This window comes from Serratia sp. C2(1), assembly GCF_036352655.1.
GTDB lineage: Bacteria > Pseudomonadota > Gammaproteobacteria > Enterobacterales > Enterobacteriaceae > Serratia > Serratia inhibens.
This window is the reverse complement of sequence record NZ_JAZFBA010000005.1, coordinates 280,452-306,660: the sequence shown is the minus strand read 5'-3', so window position 1 is coordinate 306,660 and position 26,209 is coordinate 280,452. Positions and strand designations below refer to the sequence as shown.

The following is a 26,209-nucleotide window of genomic DNA, read 5'->3' as shown; positions in this document are numbered from 1 at the left end:
ATTTTACTTCAGTAGTCACTCTTCAAGACTTGATATTTTTTCGTACCCGAAGGTACTGGATATCGTCTTGTGGAGTGCCCACACAGATTGTCTGATAAATTGTTAAAGAGCAGTGAGTTAGCCGCCGCAGCTTGCTATCTCGAGGTGGCGTATATTACGCTTTTCACCCGAAGAGTCAAGCATTTATTTTGCTTTTCTCTTCCTGACCCGGCGACTTGTCAGTCGTTGTTCCCGGTCAGTGGAGGCGCATTATAGGGAGTTCTCAGGAGGCCGCAACCCCTAAATGCAAAAAACTTTTCAAGCGCGGATTTTTTCGGCAAAACGCTGCACAAGCCAGCATCTCAGTCACTTTTCATACTGGATTTGGCCAAACTCCTGGGCAAAACGGTCCACCTGCTGCCAATCGGTGTACTCCACTTCTTTACTGGTATCGGTTTCCCCTCCCGTCATACGCATAATAAATTGAATCATGACGCGATCGAACCAACGATAACGTGGGTAGCGCAGCGCGCCGGCGAACACCACGCACTGTTTTGGCTGCCACGGAGAGGAAAGCAGGAACTTGCGAGTATAGGCATTGGTCTGCGGGGAACGTTTGTCTGGTTTGCGGGCTGTCAGGTTGACGGCAAAGAATGCACTCGGCATCCGGTTCAATTGTTCGGTATGGCGCTTAACGAATTTTTCCAGCGCCGGATGGAAATGGCCGTAACGCACCGAAGCGCCTATCAACACCTGTTGATACTCACTGAGTTCGACACTGTCCGCCTGCAGCAAGTCAATCACGTCGCAGTGCAATGTATCCTGCAATTTACTTGCTATATAAGAAGCAATAGAACGCGTTTGCCCATCACGGCTCGAATAAAGAATCAGTGCCTTCACGGCGTTACTCCTTCTAACAGGATTATTCACGCCAGAACGTTGGCGTAAACAGAACCAGCAGTGTAAAGACTTCCAGTCGTCCGAACAGCATGGTCAGTACCAGAATCCACTTCGCCGGCGCAGGCATAGTCGTAAAGTTATCCGCTACCACGCCCAACCCCGGCCCGAGATTATTCAGCGTTGCCGTTACAGCAGCAAAAGCGGAGAAATCATCAACGCCGGTGGCGATAATCGCCAACATGCTGACGATAAATACCAGGGCATACGCTGAGAAAAATCCCCACACAGCCTCCAGGATCCTTTCCGGCAACGCACGATTACCCAGCTTAATGGTATAAACCGCATTGGGATGCACCAGTCTTTTCAGCTCACGCGACCCCTGCAGATACAACAACAGAATGCGGATAACCTTCAAACCACCGCCGGTCGAACCTGCGCAGCCGCCAATAAAAGCAGAGCACAACAGCAACATGGGCAGGAATAACGGCCACTTGGAAATACTGTCAGTGGTAAAACCCGCCGTCGTCGCCATCGACACCACCTGGAAGAACGCCTGATTAAGCGTCTCCATGCCGGTTTTATAGACGCCATGCCCCCACAGCACCGCAGTACACACCACTACCAGCATGAACTGCACGGCAATGAACATGCGAAACTCAGGATCGCGCCAGTACACTTTCAGGTTGCGACCACTCAGCAAGGCAAAGTGCAAACCGTAGTTACAACCAGAAATCAGCAGGAAAATAGCAATGATGGTATTGATGGTCGGGCTGGCGTAATAACCGATACTGGCATCGTGGGTAGAGAAACCGCCGATGGCGATGGTCGAGAAGCTGTGGCCGATAGCGTCAAAGACTGACATGCCCGCGCCCCACAACGCCAGCGCACAGGCAATCGTCAACAGAACATAGATCAGCCACAAGGTTTTGGCCGTTTCGGCGATGCGCGGGCGCATTTTGTTATCTTTCAACGGGCCGGGCATTTCCGCGCGGTAGAGCTGCATGCCGCCGACGCCCAGAATCGGCAGTATCGCTACCGCCAACACGATAATCCCCATCCCCCCCATCCACTGCAACATCTGCCGGTAGAACAAAATGGCTTTGGGCAACGAATCCAACCCGACCAGCGTCGTCGCGCCGGTAGTAGTCAAGCCGGAAAAAGATTCAAAGAAAGCATCAGTAAGCGACAGATTGGGCCGCTCCGAGAATAAAAACGGGAGTGCCCCCACGCTGCCCAACACCGTCCAAAACAGCACCACAATCAGGAAACCTTCCCGCGGCTTCAACTCATGCTTTTGTTTACGGTTAGGCCACCACAACATCAGGCCAATCGTCACCGCCACAAAGAAGGTCTGGCTGAAAGCCCTGCCCGCCCCATCGCGATATATCAATGCCACCAGACCAGGAATAAACATCGTCCCGGAGAATAAGATGACCAGCAAACCTACGATACGGGTTATGGCGCGAAAATGCATTTCAGCACGATCCTTAGCAATTCAGTTGGGGGAATTATTGCGAAATGGGGGTTAATTGCAAATTACCGCGACTGAGATCACGTAATTTATTCCCAAATACCTCGACACAGGTTACCGGTAAGGTCAGGTGCAACATGACGCAGGCACCATATTCCCCCTGAACAATCCGCCCTTCAGTTTGCTGTAACAAATTCTCGACCAGCGCCAGCTGCGCATAGTCACATTGCAAAGTATATTCGGCCTGCGGAATCTTGTAGCCAACAATTAATTGCTTTAGCGCCTGCTGCACACCACTGCCATAAGCTCTCACCAGGCCGCCTGTGCCCAACTTGATACCCCCGTAGTAACGTACCACTACGGCGGTGATTTCCCCTATGCCGCTGCCCATCAGCTGTGCGAGGATCGGTTTGCCCGCTGTACCGGAAGGCTCACCGTCGTCGGAGAAACCCAACTGCTGTGAATCATTCGGCGACCCGGCGACAAAGGCCCAGCAATGATGCCTTGCCGCCGGATGTTCATCACGAACCTGTTGAATAAACGCCTTTGCCGCATCGGCCCCGCAAGTCGGCGCCAACAGAGTGATAAAACGGCTCTTCTTTATCTCCTCGCTGACGCTGACGGCACCCGCAGGGATCGGATAAGGCTGCATCAGGCCAGGTTCAGATCGCGCGTCATGTTCTCGATACGCTTCTCGTGGATCACGATATTGTCTTCAATGCGCATACCACCATAAGGTTTCAGCGCATCAATGCGATCCCAGGCAAAGTGCTTGCTGAACTCACCGTTACGCCATGGCGCCAACAATGACTCAATAAAATACAGGCCAGGTTCTATAGTCAGCACCATGCCTGGCTGTAACACCCGGGTACAGCGCAGGAAGGGATATTTGGACGGCGCTGCCAGATGCGTACCTTGTTCGTCCTGCATAAAGCCGGCGGCATCGTGCACCTGCAAGCCCAGAGGATGACCAAGGCCGTGTGGCAGGAATGGCGTGGTGATCCCCTGCTCCACCATGGCTTCTTCGCTGATATCGTTCACCAGTTTGTGGTTCTTGAGCAGTTTGGCGATACGTTGATGCATCTGCACATGGTAGTCGGTGTAACGCACACCCGTCTTGATAGTGCCCACCAGCGCCAACATTTCGGTATTGAGATCCGCCACCAGCTGCGCGAAATCACTGCCGCTCTGGCCTGCGTAGGTACGCGTTAAATCGGCGGCATAACCGTTGTATTCCGCACCGGCATCAATCAGGAAACTCAGCGCTTCGGCTGGCTGCTGATGGTCAAGCTTGGTGTAATGCAGCACCGCCGCATGTTCATTCAGCGCAACAATGTTGTCATAAGGTACATCGGTATCGCGGTGACCTGTAGCAGTGAGGTAGGCCAAATTGATATCGAACCCGCTCATGCCGGACAGGAAGGCCTCATGGGCCGCACGGTGTCCCATAACGGCAGTCTTTTGCGCTTCGCGCATGCAGGCCTGCTCGTAACCGGTTTTGATTGAGCGATGGAAATCCAGGTAGTTCAGCACCGCTTTCGGATTCACGTTTTCCGCTGGGATGCCGAGATCGCGGGCGCGTTGCTGCCCATAACCGATATACCCCACGCGCTCACGCTGGGCTGGAAGCTGCTGAGCGATATCATCCGCATTTGCCAGCGGCAACAGTTCGATGGACTTGGTCCAGAAGCTGTCCGGCAGCGGCTCAACGCTGTGCCAATAATCAACCGGCGAATAGAACCACAGCCTCGGTTTGTTAACGCCATCCACCCACAACCAGCAATTCGGTACCGATGTGACGGGCACCCAAGCCTTGAAGTGCGCATTCACTTTGAACGGATAACTATGGTCGTCCAGAAAAACCCGTTGCAGTTCCCCGGAGTGAATCAACAGAGCGTCCAGCTTGTTGCGCGCCAATACTTCGCGCGCCCGCTTTTGCAACTCTGCCAGGTGGTCGTTATACAATGAAGCCAGCGTTTCCATCACAATACCCTTATACCCTTAAAACGGAATGCGCCATCTTAGCACACCGCTCTGGCGCACCAACCCCATCAGTTCCGGCATGCGGAGCAGTTCGCAAATCAGCGTAAACGTCGTTACATTCGCCGCTGAACAATCAACCACCCCAAAAAACCAAGCAGCGCAATTGCCGCCGTCCACAGACCATGATGCTCCAGCAAGACAGCACCGGCAGCAGCGGCGCCCGCCAGGCATTGCTGCAGAAAACCGCATAGCGCCATGGCATAAGCACCCTGCTCTTCAGCATCGCTGACGGCTATCGCCATGCTATTCGGGAACAGTATTGCCTGGCCAAAAATCGTCAGGCAATACAAGGTGATGAATATCGTCATGCCGGAAACGCCCACCAGCATGCCGCTCCACCACAACAGCATGATCGCAGCGGTCGCCAATGCGACTATGCTCGTCCCCACCTGCATCAGCCGTTTGCCGCCCAAACGGGCCACCGTGCGGTTCACCGCCATAGCGCCGGTAAAGTAAGCCACGCCGATCACCAGTCCCAGAGCACCAAAGGCGGTAACGTTGAGGCCAAAGCCCTGCTGCATCACGAACGGGCTAACCTCCTGCAAGGTTACCGTAACAGCAAATCCCACCCCGCCAACGCAGGCTGGCCAGAAAAAACCCGGACGACGCAGGATACTCCAATAGATAGCCGCCATTGCAGGACGTTGTCCTACCGCCCGGCCCACCTCCAACGGCAACGTCGCCATTAACAACAAGATTGCCAGCCCGGTCAGCCCCATCAACACGAAACCCATTTGCCAGTGCGAATACTGGCTGAGCAGCCCGCCAATAAACTGCCCGCCGCCCAGTGCAGTGATGAAGGCTATCGACAGCACCGAGAGACGCCGCGCCAGCTCATTCCCGCTCCAGTTGTCGCACACAATAATGCGCGCGATGATCGCCGCGCCACCGGCAGCAACGCCCTGCAAGGCGCGCAACACCAACAGTTGGATGCCATTGTTACAAAACGCCAACAGCGCGCTGCAACCGATAAACAACGCCAGAGAAAGCGTCAGCGGCAGGCGGCGGCCAAAACGATCGGCCGCGGCCCCCCAGAACAACACCGGCAGTGCGGCACCAATCACGAATAGGGATATGGAAAGCTCAGTGGCGCGGCGCGTCATCGCCAGTTCCTGCATCACCGTCGGCAAAGAAGGCAAATATACCGTTGTCGCCATCTGCGCCATAAAGACCAGCAGACAGGCCAGCGTCATGGTTCTGGCAGGAACGCTCCATAAACCATTCTGTTTTACACATATCGCTTTACTCATCCTGCCCCCTGCGTGGATAGCGCTCTATCTCGGGCAAGTGTATTGGGCCTTTTGGCCCCCGGCAAATGACAAGAACGTCTAAAATATAATTTATTGTTAAATCAATATTATAACTCAATGTCATGTGATCCGCTTTGCAAAAACGCAATCTCTGGTTTGCATATTGTTAACATAAAAACCACACTCCTCATCATCTGGTCATACCAGATCAAACGCTGATTCAGGAGATAGACATGCTCTACCAAGGCGAAACATTACAACTGCACTGGCTCGATAACGGCATCGCCGAGCTGGTGTTCAATGCCCCAGGTTCGATAAACAAGCTGGACACCCGCACCGTTGCCAGCCTGGGCGAAGCGCTCGACGTGCTGGAAAAACAGACTGAGCTGAAAGGGCTGCTGGTGCGTTCCAGTAAGGCCGCATTTATTGTCGGTGCCGATATCACCGAATTCCTTTCGCTGTTCGCTGCCCCGGCTGAAAAGCTGCACCAATGGCTGGCCTTTGCCAACGCGACCTTTAACCGGTTGGAAGATTTGCCGGTCCCGACCATTTCGGCCATTAACGGTTATGCGCTCGGCGGCGGCTGCGAATGTATTCTGGCAACCGACTTCAGGGTCGCTTCGCCTGATGCGCGCATTGGCCTGCCGGAAACCAAGCTGGGCATTATGCCGGGCTTCGGCGGTTCAGTTCGCTTGCCACGCCTGCTGGGTAACGACAGCGCGCTGGAGATCATCGCCGCAGGTAAAGACGTCAGCGCCAAAGACGCGTTGAAGATCGGTTTGGTGGATGCAGTGGTTGCACCGGAAAAACTGGTAGAAGCCGCGCTGAAAATGCTGCAGCAGGCTATTGATGGCCAGTTGGACTGGCGCGCCTACCGTCAACCGAAGCTCGACCCGTTGAAACTCAGTCCAATCGAAGCGGCCATGAGCTTCACCACCGCCAAAGGCATGGTGCTGCAAACCGCAGGCAAACATTATCCAGCGCCGATGACCGCGGTGAAAACCATCGAAGCCGCCGCCAAGTTGGGCCGCGATGAAGCATTGAAACTGGAAACCGCCAGCTTTGTGCCTTTGGCCCGTTCCAAAGAAGCGCGCGCACTGGTCGGTATCTTCCTCAACGATCAGTTTGTGAAAAGCCAGGCGAAAAAGCTGGCCAAAAACGTGGAAGCGCCGAAGCAGGCTGCGGTACTGGGCGCAGGTATTATGGGTGGCGGCATCGCTTACCAGTCCGCGCTGAAAGGCGTGCCGGTAATAATGAAAGACATCAGCGACAAATCCCTGACGCTCGGCATGAATGAAGCCGCCAAGCTGCTGAACAAACAGCTGGAGCGCGGCAAGCTGGATGGCCTGAAGATGGCGCAGGTGCTGTCGACCATTCAACCGACGCTGGATTATGCCGGTATCGAACGCGCGCAAGTGATCGTTGAAGCCGTCGTCGAGAATCCGAAGATTAAAGCGGCTGTGCTGTCCGAGGTGGAAGGCTTGATCGGTGAAGATACCGTCCTGGCATCCAATACCTCGACTATTCCAATCAATCACCTGGCGAAATCGCTGAAACGCCCGCAAAACTTCTGCGGCATGCACTTCTTTAACCCGGTGCATCGCATGCCACTGGTGGAAATCATCCGCGGCGAGCAGACCAGCGACGGCACCATCGCCGCCGTGGTGGCCTACGCCACGCGCATGGGCAAAACGCCGATCGTGGTTAATGATTGCCCGGGGTTCTTCGTCAACCGTGTGCTGTTCCCCTATTTTGCCGGCTTTAGCATGCTATTGCGCGATGGAGCGGATTTCCGCCAAATCGATAAGGTGATGGAAAAACAGTTTGGCTGGCCAATGGGCCCGGCTTACCTGCTCGACGTGGTGGGGATCGATACCGCGCACCATGCCCAGGCGGTGATGGCTGCCGGTTTCCCGGAACGTATGGGCAAAGATTATCGCGACGCCATCGACGTGATGTTCGACAACCAGCGCTTTGGTCAGAAAAACCAGTTGGGCTTCTACCGTTACAGCCAGGACAACAAAGGCAAGCCGCGTAAAGACAACGATGAGCAGACCGATGCGCTGTTGGCCGCAGTCTCCCAGCCGCGCCAGACCATCAGCGACGAAGAAATTATCGCCCGAATGATGATCCCGATGATCAACGAAGTGGTGCGCTGCCTGGAAGAGAACATCATCGCCAGCCCGGCAGAAGCCGATATGGCACTGGTTTACGGCATTGGGTTCCCTCCGTTCCACGGTGGGGCATTCCGTTACCTGGATACCCTTGGCACCGCCAACTATGTCGAACTGGCCCAGCGTTACGCGCATCTTGGCGCTCTGTATCAAGTGCCTGCCGGCCTGCGCGCCAAAGCTGAACGTAATGAAAGCTACTACCCGGTGGCGACGCCGTTGTCCGATATCGCTACTGGCCAACCGGCATGAGGTCATAAAGATGGAAAACGTAGTTATTGTTGATGCCGTACGCACGCCGATGGGCCGCTCAAAAGGCGGTGCCTTCCGTCAGGTACGCGCTGAAGATCTTTCCGCTCACCTGATGCGTGCCGTGCTGAGCCGTAACCCGGCTCTGGACGCGGCCGAAATTGACGACATTTACTGGGGTTGCGTGCAACAAACGCTAGAGCAGGGTTTTAACATCGCCCGCAACGCCTCGCTGCTGGCCGAGATCCCGCATAGCGTGCCGGCCGTTACCGTCAACCGCCTATGTGGTTCATCCATGCAGGCACTGCACGACGCAGCACGCGCCATTATGGTCGGCGATGCGCAGGTCAGCCTGATTGGCGGCGTTGAGCATATGGGCCATGTGCCGATGAACCACGGCGTGGATTTCCACCCTGGTCTGAGCCGCAGCGTAGCGAAAGCCGCCGGCATGATGGGCCTGACCGCCGAAATGCTGGCCAAGATGCACAATATCAGCCGCCAGATGCAGGATGAATTCGCGGCACGCTCGCACCAACGTGCGCATGCAGCCACTCTGGCCGGTTACTTCAAGAACGAAATCATCCCCACCACCGGCCATGACGCCGATGGCGTGCTGACCCGTTATGACTACGACGAAGTCATTCGCCCGGAAACCACCGTTGCCAGCCTGGCGGCGCTGCGTCCGGCGTTCGATCCGGTCAATGGCACTGTAACCGCCGGCACTTCTTCGGCCTTATCCGATGGCGCATCCGCCATGTTGCTGATGAGCGAGTCACGCGCCAAAGCGCTCGGTCTGAAAGCCCGCGCCAGGATCCGTTCTATGGCGGTAGTCGGTTGCGACCCATCCATTATGGGTTATGGCCCGGTACCGGCCAGCAAACTGGCGCTGAAACGCGCCGGCCTGAGCGTGCAGGACATCGATCTGTTTGAATTGAATGAAGCCTTTGCCGCCCAGTCGCTGCCCTGCATCAAGGATCTGGGGCTGTTGGACAGCCTCGACGACAAAGTTAACCTGAACGGCGGCGCCATTGCCTTGGGCCACCCGCTGGGCTGCTCGGGCTCACGTATCTCCACCACGCTGTTGAACAATATGGAACGCCGTGACGTGCAATTTGGTCTGGCGACCATGTGTATCGGCCTGGGTCAGGGGATTGCCACCGTATTTGAACGCGTTTAGCTGTGTCTATCTTGGGGTGACTGCGTAACTCATTCAAACCGCAGCATCCCGACAAGTTTAGTTGCCGTACTTCCCGCCTGTCAGGGGCGGGTTTTTTTATGCCTGAAATCTACAGGCGCTCCAATAAAAAAGGGCAGCCACCGGCCACCCCACTTTATGCCAACCTTACGCCTCAGATGAACGAGAAGGCGTCGCCAAACATATGCGCTTCCTGCGCACCGCGTTCAACGCAAAAACGTTCGCGGGCAATTTTTGCCATCTCGAACCGGCCGGCAATATAAATATCGTGATCCGCCAGCGTGCCGAAATCCTGCAATACCGCACTGAGCACCGTGCCGCTGCGGCCACGCCACGCCTCTTCCGGCTGTTCGACCACCGGGATCACCTTCAGGTTCGGGTGCTGCAACGACAGCGCTTCCAGCTCACTCAAATCATACAGGTGTTTCAGCTCACGCCCGCCCCAATAGATAGAGATATCGCGGTCCGGCTGTTGTTCCAGCGCGGTAAGCAGAATTGAGCGCGCATAGGAGAAACCGGTACCGCCGGCGATCAACACCAACGGACGGCTGCCTTCTTCTCGTAGCCAGGCATCGCCGTGCGGCATATCGACGGTAATCGCCTGCTCTTTCAGAATGCGATCCATCACCGCCATAGCGTACAGATTCAGCTCCGAAGCGCCGATATGCAGCTCGATATATTCTTGCTGTGAAGGCGTCGATGCCAGCGAGAAAGGTCGCTTGTCGCGATCATCCATCACCACCATCAGATACTGTCCTGCCTTGAAAGAAAACGGTGCCTCTGGCACCAAACGTACCCGATAAACCGTATCGGTAATGGCCTCTACGGAGGTCACTTTACAGCTCAATATTGTCATGCGTTCCCTCTGTCGGGTCATCAATGCAAAACTGAGAACGGAGCCTGACGCTATAGCGTCGGTTCTCTGTCACTGAAAATTCCGAGCTCATCCCAGATTTCATCGACGCGCGCACGCACCTTTTCATCCATCTGAATTGGACGGCCCCATTCGCGCGGGGTTTCACCCGGCCATTTATTGGTGGCATCCAGCCCCATCTTCGATCCCAATCCGGAAACCGGGGAGGCGAAGTCCAGATAATCGATCGGCGTGTTCTCTACCATCACGGTATCCCTTGCCGGATCCATTCTGGTGGTGATCGCCCAAATCACATCATTCCAGTCACGCGCATTAATGTCATCGTCACAGACGATAACAAACTTGGTGTACATAAACTGACGCAGGAACGACCAGACGCCCATCATCACGCGCTTGGCATGACCGGCATACTGTTTCTTGATAGTCACCACCGCCAGGCGGTAAGAGCAACCTTCTGGAGGCAGGTAGAAATCTACGATTTCCGGGAACTGCTTTTGCAAGATGGGAACAAACACTTCGTTCAGCGCCACACCCAATACCGCCGGCTCATCCGGCGGACGGCCGGTGTAGGTCGAGTGATAAATTGCATCGCGACGCTGGGTGATGTGAGTGACGGTAAATACCGGGAAGCTGTCGATCTCGTTGTAGTAACCGGTGTGATCGCCATACGGGCCTTCTGGCGCCATTTCACCCGGCTCAATGTAGCCTTCCAACACGATTTCCGCACTGGCGGGCACTTCCAGATCGCAGGAGATGCACTTGACCACTTCGGTTTTGTTGCCACGCAACAGCCCGGCAAAGGCATACTCCGACAGGTTGTCCGGCACCGGCGTGACAGCGCCGAGGATAGTGGCGGGATCCGCACCCAGTGCAACGGCAACCGGGAAACGTTCGCCGGGGTGCGCCTGGCACCATTCCTGATAATCCAACGCGCCGCCGCGGTGCGACAGCCAACGCATGATCACTTTATTCTTGCCAAGCACCTGCTGACGGTAAATGCCCAAATTCTGCCGCTCTTTTTGCGGCCCGCGGGTAACGGTCAGCCCCCAGGTGATGAGCGGTGCGGCGTCTTCAGGCCAGCAATGCATCACCGGAATACGGCCGAGATCAACGTCATCGCCCTGCCATACCTGCTCCTGGCAAGGCGCGGAGCCCAGTACCTTGGTCGGCATATTCAGCACTTGCTTGAACTTCGGCAGCTTGTCGAACAGATCGCGGAACCCCTTCGGCGGCTCCGGCTCTTTGAGGAACGCCAGCAGCTTGCCGACCTCACGCAATGAGCTCACATCCTCCTGGCCCATGCCCATCGCTACGCGATCGGCCGTGCCAAACAGATTGCACAGCACCGGCATGTCATACCCTTTCGGGTTTTCGAACAGCAACGCCGGGCCGCCCGCACGTAGAGTACGATCGGCAATTTCTGTCATTTCCAGATAGGGATCAATCGGCTGGCTGATGCGTTTTAGTTCCCCTCTCTTTTCCAGCAACGAGAGGAAATCGCGTAAGTCACGGTATTTCATGCTGATCATTATAACGGCCAGTGAGAAGGGCATTATAAGCCCTCTTTACGGTTGTTGCTGCACTTTTGTTAAACACCGGTAAAGGCATCGCCGGTTCTCAGTGGCACGTGAATGGCACCAGCGGGCGTAACGCCTGCGTATTGTCATACTCCTGGGTCTCCACGCCGTGGCGGAATACCTTGAAGCCTTGATCTCTGGCACTGAAGTAGCGCAAGTCATTGCCCTCAACGTGCAGCAGGCTGCCCTCGCGCAGCGCCACAACCGATTCGCTCGGATTGACTGCGCAGAACTCCGCCAAGCGTTCATCGCGAGTTTCACCCATGTGGCCGCTGATATGCGCATCGATATAATGCGGGTTAATCTGCACCGGGAACAAGCCCAATGCCGGCAGCACTACGCTGTTGCGCACCGGCATATCATTAGTGGTCCGAATACTTGGCGTAGCGACGTTGCAGCCGGCGCTCCAACCGACATAGGGTACGCCGCGTTCACGAACCGCTCGCTGGATCGGGACGATGAGGCCCTTTTCATGCAGCATCTGGTTCAACATCCAGGTATTGCCGCCGCTGACCAAAATGCATTGTGCCCGATCAATCGCCGCCGCCGGAGAGTCGGCGTGATGAACGCTGGTCACCTGAATGCCCAAGGTCTGCGCCAGTTCCTGCGCACGTTGATCGTAGTCACTGCGGATCAGGGCATAAGGGACGAATACGGCGGACGTAATCCCGTGACGCGCGATCATCGCCAGCAGCCGGCTCTTGGCATAACCCAACAATTCATCCTCGCCGGACAGCTTACCGTTGCTTAACAGAAATAACTCCATGTCTTCCTCTCAATCAAAAATGATGAATAGCGTCACATCCAGCCACATCAGGCCAAGGCATACTTGCGACGGTAACAAATTTTTAGCCCTCTGTTATACCCAAGCCGTGCGAATAAGTGTGTGACCCCTCGCTAATTGCCGACGATTCATGCAGATAGCGGCTGTTACAAGCTGAAACCTGCATCACTATGTATCCGTACCGGCTTTTGATATGCTTACCGGCTGACAGAAAGGCATGTGAAATTATGGAATCTTGGTACTTACTGTATTGCAAACGCGGCCAACTATTACGGGCGCAGGAACATCTGGAGCGGCAGGAAGTGAATTGTCTGAGCCCGATCATTACGCTGGAAAAAGTCGTGCGCGGTAAACGCATCGCGGTCAGCGAACCCCTGTTCCCCAACTACCTGTTTGTGGAGTTCGACCCGGAACGCATTCACACCACTACCATCAGCGCAACGCGTGGTGTCAGCCATTTCGTGCGCTTTGGCTCGCTGCCGACGACCATCCCGCAGAAGGTTATCGAAGAGCTGCAGACTCATGCCAATGAAACCTATTTCGACCCTGAAACCCCTCAACCAGGCGATACGGTGCTGATCGTTGACGGCATGTTCGAAGGGCTGAAGGCGATTTACACCGAGCCGGACGGAGAAGCTCGCTCAATGCTGCTGCTGAACCTGATTAACAAGCAGGTCAGCCAAAGCGTGGATAATCGGCAGTTCCAAAAGCTATAAAGCAAAAAGGCGCCAAATGGCGCCTTTTTCATGGGATACACACCTTAGCGCTGCATCGCTTCATCATGCATCCACTGGGCTACCCGCTTCGCGAAGTAGGTCAACACACCATCGGCCCCGGCACGCTTGAAGCACATCAGCGACTCCATCACCGCCGGTTGCTCCTGTAACCAACCGTTTTGAATCGCGGCCATGTGCATCGCATATTCCCCGGAAACCTGATAGGCAAAGGTCGGCACGCCAAAGGTGTCTTTCACCCGACGCACCACATCCAGATAAGGCATTCCGGGTTTCACCATCACCATATCCGCGCCTTCCTGCAGATCTTGCGCAATTTCCTGCAGGGCTTCGTCACTGTTGGCAGGGTCCATCTGATAGGTTTTCTTGTTGCCGCCTTTCAGATTACCGCTCGAACCGAGCGCATCTCGGAACGGACCATAATAGCAGGAGGCATATTTGGCGGAGTACGCCATGATCTGGGTATTAATCAGCCCCTGATGCTCCAGACGATCGCGGATTGCACCGATACGGCCATCCATCATATCGCTTGGCGCCACGATTTCCGCTCCGGCTTCCGCATGGGATAACGCCTGACGCACCAGAATATCTTTGGAGATATCGTTAATGACGTAGCCGTGCTCGTCAATCACGCCGTCCTGACCATGCGTGGTGTAAGGATCCAGCGCCACGTCAGTCAGAATGCCCAACTCCGGTACCGCATCTTTCAACGCGCGCACCGTACGCTGCACCAAGCCGTCCGGATTATAAGCTTCTTCCGCATGCAATGACTTCAGGCTCGGTTCAATTACCGGGAACAGGGAGATCACCGGCACGCCAAGTTTGGCGATGGTTTCCGCTTCCTTAATCAGCAGATCAATGCTCATGCGCGATACGCCTGGCATGGAGGCTACCGCTTCCTGACGGTTATTGCCTTCCATAACAAATACCGGATAAATCAGGTCGTTAACCGTCAGTTGATTCTCAGCCACCAGACGGCGACTGAAATCATGACGGCGCACACGGCGCATACGGCGGCCTGGAAAAGCGCCCGGAAATGCATAGCTCATAGTTTTCTCCTAACTCATACCAGCCGGAACAGCCGGCGGGCGTTCTCAACGGTTTTCAGCCCCAACCATTCAGGGTCTTCTTGCCGCCAGGTAGCCACCTGCCGGACGATATGGGGCAAAAAACAGGGTTCGTTGCGGCGAGATGCAGGTTTAGGGCGTAAATCCCGGGGCAACAGATAGGGTGCGTCGGTTTCCAGCAATAAACGGTCCGCCGGGATCCGCGGCAACAGTGCGCGTAATTCCAGGCCACGCCGCTCATCGCAGACCCAACCGGTAATACCGATCGACAACCCCAGCGACAGACAGTGGTCTAATTCCTGGGCGGTGCCGGTAAAGCAGTGCACCACGGCCGCGGGCAGTTTATCCAACCACGGCGCCAACAGCGCGGCAAAACGTGCGTGCGCGTCGCGGCAATGAAGAAAAACCGGCATCCCCAGCTCTGCGGCCAGTGCCAACTGGGCATTGAAAGCCTCTTCTTGCTGTTCCGGGGTGGAGAAATTACGGTTGAAATCCAGCCCGCACTCCCCTATCGCCACCACTTCCGGCCTGATAGCCAACTGGCGGATGCGGGCTGCGGTATCCTCGCTCCAACCGCTGGCATGATGCGGGTGCACACCTGCGGTGGACCAACAGTAACCGGCGTGCTGCTGAGCCAGGTCACTGGCGGCCTGGCTTTCTTGCAAGTCGGTGCCGGTAATTAACAACCCATTCACGCCCGCGGCGCGTGCGCGTTCCACCACTGCCGGGCGGTCTTTGGCAAACTGTGAACTGGTGAGATTAACGCCGATATCAAACATGGTTTTTCCAAAGCAAAAGCCGCCCATCGGGCGGCTCTAGAAACAAAACGCAGATTAAGCTGCCGGGGGTTCGTCACCCTCGTCTTCTTCTTCCGGCTGTGGGCGACGTTTGCCGGTGTAAAAGCGAGCAAAGAACACGCCCACTTCAAACAGTAGATACATCGGGATCGCCAGCAAGGTCTGCGAGAAAACATCCGGCGGCGTTAACAGCATGCCAACCACAAAAGCCCCGACCAGGACGTAAGGACGTTTCTTTTTCAGGTCTTCCGGCGAAGTGACGCCACTCCAACACAGCAGAATAATGGCAACCGGCACCTCAAACGCCACGCCAAACGCCATAAACAGCGCCATGACGAAATCGAGGTAATTATTGATGTCGGTCGCAATCATCACCCCGGCCGGTGCGGTCTTGGCAAAAAAACCGAACGCCAGCGGGAACACGATAAAATAGGCGAACGCCATGCCGAGATAAAACAGCAAGCTGCTGGAGACCAGCAAAGGCATCATCAAACGACGTTCATGCTTGTACAACGCCGGGGCAATAAAGGCCCAGACCTGATACAGGATCACCGGCGCAGAAACAAACACCGAGACGATCATGGTCAGCTTGATGGGGGTAAAGAACGGTGAGGCCACGTCTGTGGCTATCATGCTCGCCCCGGCAGGCAGTTGTTTGATCAGCGGCGCAGACACCAGTTGATAAATGTCGTTGGCGAAATAAACCAGCACCAGGAAGATCACCAGCACGCTGATAATCGAGTTTAACAACCGCTTACGCAGTTCTATCAGATGACTGATAAGGGGTTGGGTATCTTCAACAGCCATGTTTTAACGATCGCCACTAGGTTGGTGAGATGCTGGGGTTTTATCCGCAACAGGTTCTGGGGTTGCCTCCACGGTCGCCGCAACAGGCTGCTTGACCGGCTGTGCTGCTGACGGCTGCACTGCCTGCGGCGTGGCCGCAACGACAGGCTCCGGCGCTACCGGTTTAGGTACAGCCTCCGGTGAGGCGGCGGTGGTCGCAGCCTCCGCCGGGGTCACGCCGTCATGAATGGCTTCCGGGTCGGTGACCAGAGGGTTATGGATAGTGTGCGCCGGTTCGTCTTTGTCTTCGCCATGATAGGAACGCTTCAGCGATTCCGCCGCGTCTTTCAGCTCATCCATTGATGCCTTCAGTTCCGGCGACAAATTCTGCAGGCCCGCCTTCTCAACCTTTTTCAGGCTGTCTTGCAGTTCCTGCAGCTTCAGTTCCTGAGAAAGTTCATTCTGTACCGAAGCCGCCAACGAACGCAGGGCACGGATCCAACCCGAAACTGTTCTAACCGCTACCGGCAACCGTTCTGGCCCGAGTACCACCAGGCCAATGACCAGAACCAGCAACAGTTCACTAAACCCTATGTCAAACACGGTTTATACCTGCTCTTTGTTCTTCGACTCTTCCGCTTTCACTTCCGGCTGCTTATCGGTAATAGGCTTTGCCGTGAAGTCAGCATCATCCAGGCTGCTTTTCTCAGCCGTGTTGGTCGGTGGTGGGTTGTCGTCACCAATCGCCTTTTTAAACCCCTTGATTGATGCACCGAGATCGGAGCCCAGCGTACGGAGTTTTTTGGTACCGAACAGCAGCACCACGATCACCGCGATGATCAACAATTGCGTAATACTAATACCGCCCATTGCAATTACCTCTATTTTTACAGGGTTTTTTCAAAATCTGCCGCATTATACGGCAGTTTTTACCAGAGTTTTGAATCAATTCAGATGGTTCGCTTCCAGCCAATCACCCAGGATACGATGCCGGCAGCCATCAGCCACGCGGGGAAGACCTCGACCTTCCCTAACAGCAAAATCGTTCCGCTTACTAACAGTGTAGCGCCAACGCCGAACAAATAACGCGATTGCCCCTGACGAACGCGCTGGGCCTGCATCTGATTGGTCAGCTTATCAACGCTTTGTTGCAACCGTTTATGCTGTTGCAGGCTATCGTAAAATAATTCAGGCAATTCGGGCAGCTTCTCCGCCCAAAACGGCGCTTTTTCCTTCAGGGCACGAATCACCGCCGGTATGCCGACCTGATCGTGCATCCAACTCTCAAGGAATGGCTTGGCGGTAGTCCATAAATCCAACTTAGGATAGAGCTGCCGCCCCAGGCCTTCAACATACAGCAAGGTCTTCTGCAATAACACCAGTTGCGGCTGTACTTCCATATTGAAACGGCGCGCGGTATTGAACAGATTCAACAGCACGTTGCCGAACGAAATCTCCTCGAGCGGCTTCTCGAAGATCGGCTCGCACACGGTGCGGATGGCGAACTCGAAGTCTTCCACATTGGTATCACGCGGTACCCAGCCTGAATCAACATGCAGCTCTGCCACTTTGCGGTAATCACGGTTGAAGAAGGCGATAAAATTTTCTGCCAAATAGCGTTTGTCGTCCTTGTTCAACGAGCCGACGATGCCGCAGTCAATGCCGATATAACAGGGATTTTCAGGGTGCTTGTAGCTGACAAAAATATTACCGGGGTGCATATCCGCATGGAAAAAACTGTCGCGGAATACCTGGGTAAAGAATACCTGTACCCCACGCTCAGCCAACAGCTTCATGTTGGTGCCCTGCTTTTCCAGCGTGGCAATATCCGAAACCGGTATGCCGTAGATGCGTTCCATCACCAGCACACTTTCACGGCAATAGTCTGAGTAGACCTCCGGCACGTACAGCATCGGGCTACCATCAAAATTGCGGCGCAACTGGATGGCGTTTGCCGCTTCACGCAACAGGTTCAACTCGTCCAGCAGAGTCTTTTCGTACTCTCGTACCACCTCACGCGGCCGCAAACGACGGCCATCCGGCATCAGTTTCGGCACCCAGGCCGCCAAACGATACATCAGGCGAACGTCGGCCTTGATGATTGGCCCAATATCCGGTCGAATGACCTTGAGTACAATTTCCTGCCCGGTGGTTTTCAGGCGCGCAGTATGCACCTGTGCTATCGATGCAGATGCCAACGCCTCTTGGTCAAAATCATCAAACCAGGTTTCCAGCGGGCCCCCCATCGCCAATTCAATGTGCTTGCGCGCCAATGCGCCGTCGAATGGCGCAACCCGATCCTGCAGCAAGGTCAGTTGATCAGCAATCTGTGGCGGGAACAGGTCGCGACGAGTGGACATCATCTGGCCGAATTTGATCCATACCGGCCCCAACTCTTGCAGAGCCAGACGCAAACGCTCGCCCAGGGGCTTGTCTGCGTGGCGATTGGGCATCCAAAACAGCAGGCGGCGGCCAAAACGCAGCGGCAGCGTCAGGCGCATCTTGGGGATCAGTTCATCCAGGCCATAGCTGAGAAAAACGCGGACAATCAAATACAGGCGGCGTAGTTCGCCAGGGGTCATCGTTTACCCTCCAACTTGTCCATGCGGGCAATCAGCGCTTCGGCGCTGCGGGTGGTCGCGTCAACTTCCTCGTTGAACCACACCACTTCCAGCGGCCCCGGCGCCACGCGCCACTCTTCCGTCAGGGTTTCCGCCACGTAATGCTGCTGACGCTGCAACCCCGATCTCAACAGGCTCGCGCCTTTACCGAGCACCTGGGTGATGCTCTGCGCGGCAATATCACCGATATAGGGCGCCAGCCATTCCGCCGGATCCCACTCCGCCAGATCAAGCAGCCCCACCAGTTGTTGCACCACCTGAATATCGCCCTCGACGATCAACTCGCCGTTGCGCATCAATGGCGAAAGCTGTTGACGATCGCGCAACTTCAACAACACCGATATCCGGCTGCGTACCGTGCAATCGGCGTTATCTTCAGACTGGCCAAGCACGTCCACCCGCTGTTCGCTGAATATCAACACCAACGGCGAAGCGAGCTCCTGCAACTCAATACGCAGTATTTTCCCAGCCAACCGCAGTCGGGCGGCTTTCATACTGCGATCGCGAAACAGCAGGCTATTGAGCGATGTCTCCAGCGCGCCGGTTAACAAGGGGGTTAGCAGCATCGGCATGTCCATATCAGAACTTGAAACCACGATGCAGGGCCACAATACCGCCGGTGAGATTGAAATAGGTCACGTTGTCAAAGCCGGCGGCGCCCATCATGCCCTTCAGCGTTTCCTGATCGGGATGCATACGGATTGACTCGGCCAGATAACGGTAGCTTTCCGGATCCTTCACCACCAGCTCGCCGATTTTCGGCAGCACGTGGAACGAATAGGCATCATAGGCTTTGCTCAACGGAGCCAACAGCGGTTTGGAGAACTCCAGTACCAACAGGCGGCCGCCTGGCTTCAGCACACGGAACATCGAACGCAGCGCTTTGTCTTTGTCGGTGACATTGCGCAGGCCGAAGGAAATGGTGATGCAGTCAAAATAGTTATCCGGGAACGGCAGCGCTTCGGCATTCGCCTGCACATAACTGATGTTGCCGATGATGCCGCGATCGCGCAGCTTCTCGCGCCCCATCTTCAGCATGGAGTCGTTAATGTCCGCCAGCACGACCTGCCCTTGCTCACCGACCATGCGGGAGAACTTGGCGGCCAGATCGCCGGTGCCGCCGGCCAGATCCAGTACACGCTGCCCACGGCGCACGCCGCTGCAGTCAATGGTAAACCGCTTCCAGATACGGTGGATGCCAAACGACATCAGGTCGTTCATCACGTCATACTTTGCCGCTACCGAATGAAAAACGTCTGCCACCATGGCCTGTTTTTCGTCTCTAGCTACGGTGCGAAAACCGAAATCTGTGGTTTCCTGCGATTGATCTGCCATTGTCCTGCCTGCTATTCAGTCAATTTTGTGTGGTCGAGTGTACCAGAACCCCACGGAATACCCCACCTCGCGGCGGCTGTCATGCCTGCGAAGCGGAGCGTGGTTCTTCGGCGGAATCGTCGTCTTCCGCCAGCGGCAGCGCGTTGACGTCATCGTCATCCGCTGCCTCATCTTCATCATCATGCTGCGCGCCGGCCTGCTGTGCCAGCAAGGGATTGATCGGTCGTTTCACCTCAACCCCCAGCGCGCGGAACCCTTCGGTTTGGCCAATAAGATTACCACGGCCTTCGCTCAGTTTGTTCATCGCCTGGCGATAACTCCCCTGAGCCTTGTCCAGGCTTTGTCCCAACGCCGACATATCGTCGACAAACAACCGCATCTTGTCATACAGCCGCGCCGCCCGGTCGGCAATGCGTTGAGCATTCTGGCTCTGGTGCTCATAGCGCCACAGGTTGGTGATGGTGCGAAGCGCCACCAACAGCGTGGTCGGGCTGACCAGCATAATATTGTGTTTAAGCGCTTCGCTTATCAATTCCGGCTCCCGGTCGATGGCCAGCAGGAAAGCCGGCTCCACCGGAATAAACATCAACACATAGTCCAGTGAACGCAGGCCGGGCAACTGTTGATAATCTTTGCGCCCCAGCAAGCGGATATGGCCGCGCAACGAGGCGATATGCTCGCTCAGCGCCGCCTCGCGTTCCGCGTCGTCTTCACTGTTGAAATAACGTTCGTAGGCGACCAGCGACATTTTCGCATCGATCACAACATCCTTGCCCTGCGGCAGACGCACAATAACGTCAGGCTGCATGCGGCTCTGATGATCCAGCCGCACATTAACCTGAGTTTCATACTCGTGCCCCTCGCGCAAACCCGAGGCCTCCAGCACCCGACTCAGCACCACCTCGCCCCAATTGCCCTGGGTTTTATTGTCGCCTTTCAGCGCCTTGGTCAGGTTAATCGCCTCACGTGCCATCTGCGCGTTGAGTTGCTGAAGGTTACGTATTTCATGGGTCAGGGTATGGCGTTCGCGGGCTTCCTGGCCAAAGCTGTCCTGCACCTGACGGCGGAAACCGTCCAGTTGTTCGCGCAACGGCAGCAGCAGGCGATCCAGGCTTTGCTGGTTCTGTTCGTTCACCTTGCGCCCGCTGTGTTCGAAGATGCGGTTGGCCAGGTTTTCAAACTGGGTGGTGAGCCGTTGTTCGCTGTTGATCAACAGACGCTGTTTCTCTTCCGCCGCCATGCGGGTCTCTTCCAGACGGATGGTCACTTCCCGCAGTTCGGCTTCCTGAGCGCTGTTGACCTCACGCTGGGCGCGCAGCTCCTGATTAAGCAACTCACATTCGTTGCGCCAGTGATTGAGCTGCTGCAATTTTTCGTGCCCGGCCGCCAATTGGCTGTGCAAATTACGTAACTCCAAATCGGTTTGCCGCATTTGCTGTTCATTGCGTTGCAGAACGTCCTGCCGGGCCGCCGTTTCCTGCTGTGCCTGCTGCAACGACTGTTCCAGTAGCCGCAGCTCGGTTTCATGCTGCGCGTGGGCCTGCTGCACGCGCAGGCTGGCGATCAACCACCCCAGCAGTATGCCGATCGCTACCCCACCCACACCGTAAACCAAACTGGTATCCACCCTGCCTCCTGTTACGCCTTGCCGTTCCTGCGTTTAATGCGCCTGTTGCCCGTCACGTTAAGGGGAGACTGTATGGATGTCCAGCCTGATTTTGCACCGGTAGCGCAATATTGCGAAACACCGCGCAAGTCAGGCAAGAACTAACCAAACCATTGGGTTAGCCACTTGATGCCAAACGCCCCCGGCGCAAGAATACCGAACGCCCAGATCATCGCCGAGGTGATATTCGCCAGTTGGAAGTAACGTTGGGGCATGCCGCAGATGCCGCCGACCAGCGGCACCACCGCGCGCAGCGGGCCGAAGAAACGGCCGATAAAAATCCCCAACACACCCCAGCGTTCAAAAAACAGATGGCCGCGGTCCAGTAACTGCGGATTACGCGATAGCGGCCACATGTGCGCCACGCGGTCCTGATAGTGGTAACCGATCCAATAAGAAAGCCAGTCGCCGAAAAATGCCCCTATGGCGGCGGCGGCCCAGATAGGCCAAAAAGCGATGCCGCTCTCGCCAATCAACGCGCCCAACGCCAGCAGGATCACCGTGGCCGGCAACAGCAGGGACAAGAACGCCAGCGATTCACCGAATGCCAGGAAGAAAATAATGGGGATGGCCCAGCCTTCGTGCTGACGCACGGCGTCGCTGACCCAGTTGATAATGTCGTTGAGGCTCAATACGGGCTCCTGATACGGGGGTTTTCTGTGCCAAGGATACGCAATGCCGGCCGGGGCAGGTTAAACCCCGGCTAAACGTGTAGCGGTTTACTCGAGGTAGAGTGCCTGCAGCCTTTCACGCTGACTTGGGCCCAGGCCGTATTCTGCCTCCAGCCAGCGATCGGTGGAACCGTATTGAGCGCGAATGCAGCTCAGGGCGGTCATCAGGAACTCTTCGCGGACGCTTAGCACGTAGGTGAACTGCCCCAACGCCGAGGCGTTCAGGCGAATCGACAGTTGATCCAGCATGTGCTCGCGGAAGGTCGCCAGCGTGGTTTCGGTCAGCAGGTAATCTTCAACCACCGTCGCCTCGTCGGCCCCCAGGGCAAACAACACCAGCGCCGCCCCCACCCCGGTGCGATCCTTACCCACTGCGCAATGCTGGACGATAGCACCGCTATCGGGGGCAATCAGCAGTTGAGTCAGCCGTTTATACGCAGGATTGCCGAACGGCAACCGGCGATACAACTCCAGCATAAACGCCTGCGCGTCGAAACCGGCCAGCGTCTGGCTGGTCAGCTTTTCCAGGTTAGCGTTAACCTCACTGCTCAATGGGTTGGCCGGAACATGATGGTAATCGGCGCCACGCCACAGAATATCAGGTTTGCCCTGCACTTCATCGGCGTCGCGGTAGTCCAGCACCGAGCGCACCGGCACGCCGGCCAGGAAGGCGCAGTCGTTTTCCGTCAGACAATCCAGCGCGCCGGAACGGAACAATAGACCGCGTTTGATACGGCGACCATCGGCGACGCTGTTGCCGCCTAGATCGCGGAAGTTAATGCCGCCATCAAGCGGAGCAAGTGAAGGATGAAGCAGAATCTGGGCGGTCATAGACGTCCTCGTGGTTATTGTCTAAAAGGCGCAACCTGAACGGCAAAACCGAAATCAACGGATAAAGAGGCGGCCGAAAGGGTGGCGCGGATGGCTGTATACCCCCTGGTTTTCACGTTGCGGCCAGCCGCAGTTTGCAAAACGTGGGTATAACCGTAACAGATTAAGGCTGAATGAAAAAACGGACCGCGTTGGCGGCCCGTTGAAGGGAGCAATTACAGTAGGCGGCGTGCCGCTTCAACCACAATCTGTACCGCTTTGCTTTCGGTCTTTTTCATGGTTTCTGCGTTTGGAATTTCCTGCTGGGTGCGATTGACGATCACGCCGGCAACCATACCGGCCCGCAGGCCCTGGCTGGCGCACATGGTCAGCAGGGTGGCGGATTCCATTTCATAGTTCATCACGCCCATCGCCTGCCATTCTTCCATCGAGCCCTTAAAGCGGCTGACGACGCGGCCGGAATAGGTATCGTAACGTTCCTGGCCAGGATAGAAGGTGTCAGAAGACGCGGTCACGCCAATGTGCGTAGTGGCACCGCTGGCCTTGGCAGCCTCTACTAATGCGGTGGTGCAGGCGAAGTCGGCCACTGCCGGGAATTCCATCGGCGCAAAGTGCAGGCTGGCACCGTCGAGGCGAACAGCCGCGGTAGTGACCAGCACGTCGCCGACGTTGATGTTCGACTGAATCGCCCCGGTGGTCCCGATACGCAGGAAGGTACGGATCCCCAGTTGCGCAAGTTCTTCAACGGCAATCGAGGTAGACGGGCCGCCGATGCCGGTGGAGCAGACGATCACTGCCTTGCCGTCCAGCTCTGCACGCCAGGTAGTAAATTCACGATGGGAAGCCAGGTGCACCGGATTTTCCATCAGCTTGGCAATTTTCTCTACGCGCTGCGGATCGCCCGGAACGATGGCAAGCTGGGCCCCTTGTAAATCGTTTTTAGTGAGGCCGAGATGAAAAACGTCAGATTGAGACATACGAGACTCCTCATAGATCATGTTTATTGGGAGGAACAAAAAAGTACTCTACTGAAAATCGCCACCCAATTTCGTGACGACCATCACCATGAACAAAGAAACAGAGAGCAATCTACATAATTTTTGTGATTTAAGTCACATAAAATAACCCAAGAGCTGCTATGAAAGCCGCACCTGCCACAAGTCTAGCCGACAAAATAGACCGCCATTTAGTGCCTTTTCCTTGGCGACAAGCCCCTTTCCCGCAATGATGATGCTACTTAAATAGCCTTATTTTATCGGCGACTTAGCAACAAAAAATGTGGCTAACGCACCTTATGGCGCTAATGCAGGCCAAAATGCGCAATACCCTGATAAAAAGATAAGAAAAACGCGCTAAAGCCAGATAATTAATCGTTTTTTACGGACTTGACCGAAAATGCTCAACCGGGTGCCAATAACGGGTAATCTTACCTATAGTTATTCTCAGCGCTTTTTTCTATTGCACGGAGACCGCAATGAAAACCGACCATGTGATGACATTAAAACAGGCTCAGGGGGGATTCGCCCCGGCCGTAATACCCTTGGCCGCTTCTACGCTTCATACCGACGTTCAGGGTATTCATGCCGGGGAAACCACCATTCCCTCGCAGGGTGACAATCTGCCGGCCTATATTGCCAAGCCGGCGAACCACGACGGCCCCTTCCCGGTCGTGCTGGTGGTGCAAGAGATTTTTGGCGTTCACGAGCATATTCAGGATTTGTGCCGCCGCCTGGCGAAACAGGGCTACCTGGCGATAGCGCCCGAGCTTTACTTCCGCCAGGGGGATGCCAGGGATTACACCGACATAGGCGAATTGTTCCAGAAACTGGTGAGCAAGGTGCCGGACAGTCAGGTGCTGGCCGATCTCGACCACGCCGCCCATTGGGCCACCCGTCATGGCGGCGACGCCGGCAAGCTGGCGATTACCGGTTTCTGCTGGGGCGGCCGTATTACCTGGCTGTATGCGGCACATAACCCGCAGTTGAAGGCAGCAGTGGCCTGGTACGGCAAGTTCGTGGGAGAAAAAACGCTGAATTCCCCCAAACACCCGGTCGACGTCGCAACGCAGCTGTCTGCGCCGGTGCTGGGATTATACGGCGGCCAGGACACCAGCATCCCGCTGGAAACGGTGGAAACCATGCGCCAGGCGATTCGCGCAGCTAACGCCAATGCCGAGATCGTGGTGTACCCCGAAGCGGGTCATGCCTTCAATGCCGATTATCGCCCAAGCTATGATGCCGAAGCGGCAACGGACGGCTGGCAACGCATGCTGGCATGGTTCGCCCAGCACGGCGTGGCCGGCGTCAAATAACTCTCCCTCGGGCGCACGGCCTATTGCGCCCGGTCTACTCGTCCAACGCCGGCTCACTTCGCTGCCGGCTGCGGTACACCGAAGGCGAACATCGGTTATTCTTGCGAAACAGGCGGCAGAAATAATTGCTGTCAACAAAGCCGCAGGCCTGCGCTACATCCTTTACCTTCATATTGTCGTCCCTGAGCAGGTGTCTGGCCTGTTCCAGCCGGACATGATTCAGGGACTCGTTAAAACCCAAGCCGCCCGACTTTTGGAACAAATGCGAAAGGTAATTGGGGGAAATGCCAAAAAACTGCGCAACCGACTCGCGGGTTAAGGGCTCACGGAAATGCGCTTCAAGATAATCCCGCACCGCCAAAAACAACGTCTGACTGCGTGATGCCACCGGTGCCGACGAGCCGAACAGATCGATCGCATGGCTCAGCAGCCCCTTCACCAGAAAGCGCGCCGTTGGCTGATCGTTGTGATGCGCCGCCAGTTCGCTCAGGGCCTGCAGCGTAAAAGATCCCACGCGCGATCCACGTCGTGCCACGCTATCCTTCCCTTGAGGGATAGGATCGCGGCCATCCCATTTCAGCAGGCTGTAGCCGAGTTGCTGCTTGTTGAACCGCAGGCTGAGCGTGGTGACCGGCCGCTGCCAGTGTGGGCAGTGCCACCCCTGCGCCGGGACAAACAATGCATCCCCGGGCAGTAACAGCTGTCGCTGGCGTTCCCCCTGATGGCCCACCCAGGCCACGCTTTGCTCCCCGGCCAACACCAGCTCAATGCGCGGATAATTGACCAAAGAAGAAAGGTCCGGCGCAGGATGCCGGTTATCGGCAAAATAAACCTGCCTGATCCCCTGCGCGTCATCCAGTAACGGCGCCAACACCGTCAGCAGCGGATGTTTCATCA

25 protein-coding genes are annotated in these 26,209 nt (G+C 56.0%); 4 read left to right on the top strand and 21 right to left on the bottom strand.

From position 1 onward, the window contains the following. Positions 1 to 345: 345 nt before the first annotated feature. From hemG to V2S86_RS22615, 5 genes are all read right to left on the bottom strand, one after another. Positions 346 to 879 (bottom strand): menaquinone-dependent protoporphyrinogen IX dehydrogenase, encoded by a 534-nt coding sequence (gene hemG, locus V2S86_RS22635; protein ID WP_330764229.1) that lies wholly within the window; start codon positions 877 to 879, stop codon positions 346 to 348. Between the two features lie 22 nt (positions 880 to 901). Then, positions 902 to 2,353 (bottom strand): Trk system potassium transporter TrkH, encoded by a 1,452-nt coding sequence (gene trkH / locus V2S86_RS22630; protein WP_330764228.1) that lies wholly within the window; start codon positions 2,351 to 2,353, stop codon positions 902 to 904. Between the two features lie 34 nt (positions 2,354 to 2,387). Next, positions 2,388 to 3,002, bottom strand: a complete 615-nt coding sequence (locus V2S86_RS22625) for an IMPACT family protein (protein ID WP_330764227.1) — start codon at positions 3,000 to 3,002, stop codon at positions 2,388 to 2,390. Continuing rightward, positions 3,002 to 4,333: a Xaa-Pro dipeptidase gene (gene pepQ, locus V2S86_RS22620; RefSeq protein ID WP_330764226.1), complete on the bottom strand. Its 1,332-nt coding sequence runs from the start codon at positions 4,331 to 4,333 to the stop codon at positions 3,002 to 3,004. The genes V2S86_RS22625 and pepQ overlap by 1 nt, the downstream gene beginning before the upstream one ends. 113 nt (positions 4,334 to 4,446) lie before the next feature. Then, positions 4,447 to 5,643: an MFS transporter gene (locus V2S86_RS22615; protein WP_330764225.1), complete on the bottom strand. Its 1,197-nt coding sequence runs from the start codon at positions 5,641 to 5,643 to the stop codon at positions 4,447 to 4,449. Between the two features lie 233 nt (positions 5,644 to 5,876). Here V2S86_RS22615 and fadB point away from each other — a divergent pair, with 233 nt between their 5' ends. Together fadB and fadA are read left to right on the top strand one after the other, a co-directional pair. Further along, a complete protein-coding gene (gene fadB / locus V2S86_RS22610; RefSeq protein WP_330764224.1) occupies positions 5,877 to 8,066 on the top strand; it encodes a fatty acid oxidation complex subunit alpha FadB in 2,190 nt (729 codons plus the stop codon). Positions 8,067 to 8,076: 10 nt separating this feature from the next. Further along, on the top strand, positions 8,077 to 9,240 hold the full coding sequence (gene fadA, locus V2S86_RS22605) for an acetyl-CoA C-acyltransferase FadA (RefSeq protein ID WP_330764223.1): 1,164 nt from the start codon (positions 8,077 to 8,079) through the stop codon (positions 9,238 to 9,240). 172 nt (positions 9,241 to 9,412) lie between these two features. Here fadA and fre read toward each other — a convergent pair whose 3' ends face one another. The 3 genes from fre to pepE all read right to left on the bottom strand — a co-directional run bounded on the left by fre (position 9,413) and on the right by pepE (position 12,475). Further along, complete coding sequence (gene fre / locus V2S86_RS22600) at positions 9,413 to 10,114, bottom strand: NAD(P)H-flavin reductase (protein ID WP_330764222.1); 702 nt, start codon at positions 10,112 to 10,114, stop codon at positions 9,413 to 9,415. A 50-nt stretch (positions 10,115 to 10,164) separates the two neighbouring features. After that, complete coding sequence (ubiD, locus tag V2S86_RS22595; protein ID WP_330764221.1) at positions 10,165 to 11,661, bottom strand: 4-hydroxy-3-polyprenylbenzoate decarboxylase; 1,497 nt, start codon at positions 11,659 to 11,661, stop codon at positions 10,165 to 10,167. A gap of 88 nt (positions 11,662 to 11,749) precedes the next feature. After that, the gene (gene pepE, locus V2S86_RS22590; protein WP_330764220.1) at positions 11,750 to 12,475 is read right to left on the bottom strand and encodes a dipeptidase PepE; all 726 of its coding nucleotides are present in this window, start codon (positions 12,473 to 12,475) and stop codon (positions 11,750 to 11,752) included. Between the two features lie 245 nt (positions 12,476 to 12,720). Here pepE and rfaH point away from each other — a divergent pair, with 245 nt between their 5' ends. Further along, positions 12,721 to 13,209, top strand: a complete 489-nt coding sequence (gene rfaH, locus V2S86_RS22585; protein ID WP_330764219.1) for a transcription/translation regulatory transformer protein RfaH — start codon at positions 12,721 to 12,723, stop codon at positions 13,207 to 13,209. 44 nt (positions 13,210 to 13,253) lie between these two features. On the opposite strand, the gene hemB is transcribed toward rfaH, so the two are convergent. From hemB to udp, 12 genes are all read right to left on the bottom strand, one after another. Next, the gene (hemB, locus tag V2S86_RS22580) at positions 13,254 to 14,276 is read right to left on the bottom strand and encodes a porphobilinogen synthase (RefSeq protein ID WP_330764218.1); all 1,023 of its coding nucleotides are present in this window, start codon (positions 14,274 to 14,276) and stop codon (positions 13,254 to 13,256) included. Positions 14,277 to 14,290: 14 nt separating this feature from the next. Next, positions 14,291 to 15,073, bottom strand: coding sequence for a 3'-5' ssDNA/RNA exonuclease TatD (gene tatD, locus V2S86_RS22575; RefSeq protein ID WP_330764217.1), 783 nt, complete (start codon positions 15,071 to 15,073; stop codon positions 14,291 to 14,293). A gap of 54 nt (positions 15,074 to 15,127) precedes the next feature. Continuing rightward, positions 15,128 to 15,898, bottom strand: coding sequence for a Sec-independent protein translocase subunit TatC (gene tatC, locus V2S86_RS22570; protein ID WP_311994979.1), 771 nt, complete (start codon positions 15,896 to 15,898; stop codon positions 15,128 to 15,130). Positions 15,899 to 15,901: 3 nt separating this feature from the next. After that, positions 15,902 to 16,480, bottom strand: coding sequence for a Sec-independent protein translocase protein TatB (tatB, locus tag V2S86_RS22565; RefSeq protein WP_330764216.1), 579 nt, complete (start codon positions 16,478 to 16,480; stop codon positions 15,902 to 15,904). Between the two features lie 3 nt (positions 16,481 to 16,483). Further along, on the bottom strand, positions 16,484 to 16,747 hold the full coding sequence (gene tatA / locus V2S86_RS22560) for a Sec-independent protein translocase subunit TatA (RefSeq protein ID WP_330764215.1): 264 nt from the start codon (positions 16,745 to 16,747) through the stop codon (positions 16,484 to 16,486). A gap of 80 nt (positions 16,748 to 16,827) precedes the next feature. Beyond that, the gene (gene ubiB, locus V2S86_RS22555) at positions 16,828 to 18,459 is read right to left on the bottom strand and encodes a ubiquinone biosynthesis regulatory protein kinase UbiB (protein ID WP_330764214.1); all 1,632 of its coding nucleotides are present in this window, start codon (positions 18,457 to 18,459) and stop codon (positions 16,828 to 16,830) included. Beyond that, positions 18,456 to 19,064: a ubiquinone biosynthesis protein UbiJ gene (ubiJ, locus tag V2S86_RS22550; protein WP_330764213.1), complete on the bottom strand. Its 609-nt coding sequence runs from the start codon at positions 19,062 to 19,064 to the stop codon at positions 18,456 to 18,458. Before ubiJ ends, ubiB begins: the two co-directional genes overlap by 4 nt. Positions 19,065 to 19,077: 13 nt before the next feature. Further along, entirely contained in the window at positions 19,078 to 19,833 is a 756-nt protein-coding gene (ubiE, locus tag V2S86_RS22545) for a bifunctional demethylmenaquinone methyltransferase/2-methoxy-6-polyprenyl-1,4-benzoquinol methylase UbiE (RefSeq protein ID WP_004951027.1), read from the bottom strand. A gap of 79 nt (positions 19,834 to 19,912) precedes the next feature. Then, positions 19,913 to 21,460, bottom strand: coding sequence for a DNA recombination protein RmuC (gene rmuC, locus V2S86_RS22540; RefSeq protein ID WP_330764212.1), 1,548 nt, complete (start codon positions 21,458 to 21,460; stop codon positions 19,913 to 19,915). Positions 21,461 to 21,600: 140 nt separating this feature from the next. After that, positions 21,601 to 22,131 carry a DedA family protein gene (locus tag V2S86_RS22535; protein WP_330764211.1) on the bottom strand — a complete coding sequence of 177 codons (531 nt, stop codon included), beginning with the start codon at positions 22,129 to 22,131 and terminating at the stop codon, positions 21,601 to 21,603. 87 nt (positions 22,132 to 22,218) lie between these two features. Continuing rightward, complete coding sequence (locus V2S86_RS22530; RefSeq protein WP_330764210.1) at positions 22,219 to 23,001, bottom strand: tyrosine-protein phosphatase; 783 nt, start codon at positions 22,999 to 23,001, stop codon at positions 22,219 to 22,221. 215 nt (positions 23,002 to 23,216) lie between these two features. Beyond that, positions 23,217 to 23,978 carry a uridine phosphorylase gene (udp, locus tag V2S86_RS22525; protein WP_330764209.1) on the bottom strand — a complete coding sequence of 254 codons (762 nt, stop codon included), beginning with the start codon at positions 23,976 to 23,978 and terminating at the stop codon, positions 23,217 to 23,219. A 497-nt stretch (positions 23,979 to 24,475) separates the two neighbouring features. Here udp and V2S86_RS22520 point away from each other — a divergent pair, with 497 nt between their 5' ends. Further along, positions 24,476 to 25,312 (top strand): dienelactone hydrolase family protein, encoded by an 837-nt coding sequence (locus V2S86_RS22520; RefSeq protein ID WP_330764208.1) that lies wholly within the window; start codon positions 24,476 to 24,478, stop codon positions 25,310 to 25,312. 34 nt (positions 25,313 to 25,346) lie between these two features. Here the strand turns inward: V2S86_RS22520 and V2S86_RS22515 are convergent, their stop codons facing one another. Then, entirely contained in the window at positions 25,347 to 26,207 is an 861-nt protein-coding gene (locus V2S86_RS22515; RefSeq protein ID WP_330764207.1) for a helix-turn-helix domain-containing protein, read from the bottom strand. Positions 26,208 to 26,209 lie beyond the last annotated feature (2 nt).

Bases quoted from the DNA above. Each gene is read 5' to 3' on its own strand.
- tatD (WP_330764217.1), bottom strand. From the start codon at position 15,073: ATGTTTGATATCGGCGTTAATCTCACCAGTTCACAGTTTGCCAAAGAC.
- fre (WP_330764222.1), bottom strand. From the start codon at position 10,114: ATGACAATATTGAGCTGTAAAGTGACCTCCGTAGAGGCCATTACCGAT.
- ubiE (WP_004951027.1), bottom strand. From the start codon at position 19,833: ATGGCAGATCAATCGCAGGAAACCACAGATTTCGGTTTTCGCACCGTA.
- fadB (WP_330764224.1), top strand. From the start codon at position 5,877: ATGCTCTACCAAGGCGAAACATTACAACTGCACTGGCTCGATAACGGC.
- hemB (WP_330764218.1), bottom strand. From the start codon at position 14,276: ATGAGCTATGCATTTCCGGGCGCTTTTCCAGGCCGCCGTATGCGCCGT.
- udp (WP_330764209.1), bottom strand. From the start codon at position 23,978: ATGTCTCAATCTGACGTTTTTCATCTCGGCCTCACTAAAAACGATTTA.
- tatA (WP_330764215.1), bottom strand. From the start codon at position 16,747: ATGGGCGGTATTAGTATTACGCAATTGTTGATCATCGCGGTGATCGTG.
- V2S86_RS22520 (WP_330764208.1), top strand. From the start codon at position 24,476: ATGAAAACCGACCATGTGATGACATTAAAACAGGCTCAGGGGGGATTC.
- V2S86_RS22615 (WP_330764225.1), bottom strand. From the start codon at position 5,643: ATGAGTAAAGCGATATGTGTAAAACAGAATGGTTTATGGAGCGTTCCT.
- trkH (WP_330764228.1), bottom strand. From the start codon at position 2,353: ATGCATTTTCGCGCCATAACCCGTATCGTAGGTTTGCTGGTCATCTTA.
- rfaH (WP_330764219.1), top strand. From the start codon at position 12,721: ATGGAATCTTGGTACTTACTGTATTGCAAACGCGGCCAACTATTACGG.
- pepE (WP_330764220.1), bottom strand. From the start codon at position 12,475: ATGGAGTTATTTCTGTTAAGCAACGGTAAGCTGTCCGGCGAGGATGAA.
- ubiJ (WP_330764213.1), bottom strand. From the start codon at position 19,064: ATGCTGCTAACCCCCTTGTTAACCGGCGCGCTGGAGACATCGCTCAAT.
- V2S86_RS22515 (WP_330764207.1), bottom strand. From the start codon at position 26,207: ATGAAACATCCGCTGCTGACGGTGTTGGCGCCGTTACTGGATGACGCG.
- V2S86_RS22530 (WP_330764210.1), bottom strand. From the start codon at position 23,001: ATGACCGCCCAGATTCTGCTTCATCCTTCACTTGCTCCGCTTGATGGC.
- pepQ (WP_330764226.1), bottom strand. From the start codon at position 4,333: ATGGAAACGCTGGCTTCATTGTATAACGACCACCTGGCAGAGTTGCAA.
- tatC (WP_311994979.1), bottom strand. From the start codon at position 15,898: ATGGCTGTTGAAGATACCCAACCCCTTATCAGTCATCTGATAGAACTG.
- fadA (WP_330764223.1), top strand. From the start codon at position 8,077: ATGGAAAACGTAGTTATTGTTGATGCCGTACGCACGCCGATGGGCCGC.
- ubiB (WP_330764214.1), bottom strand. From the start codon at position 18,459: ATGACCCCTGGCGAACTACGCCGCCTGTATTTGATTGTCCGCGTTTTT.
- V2S86_RS22625 (WP_330764227.1), bottom strand. From the start codon at position 3,002: ATGCAGCCTTATCCGATCCCTGCGGGTGCCGTCAGCGTCAGCGAGGAG.
- ubiD (WP_330764221.1), bottom strand. From the start codon at position 11,661: ATGATCAGCATGAAATACCGTGACTTACGCGATTTCCTCTCGTTGCTG.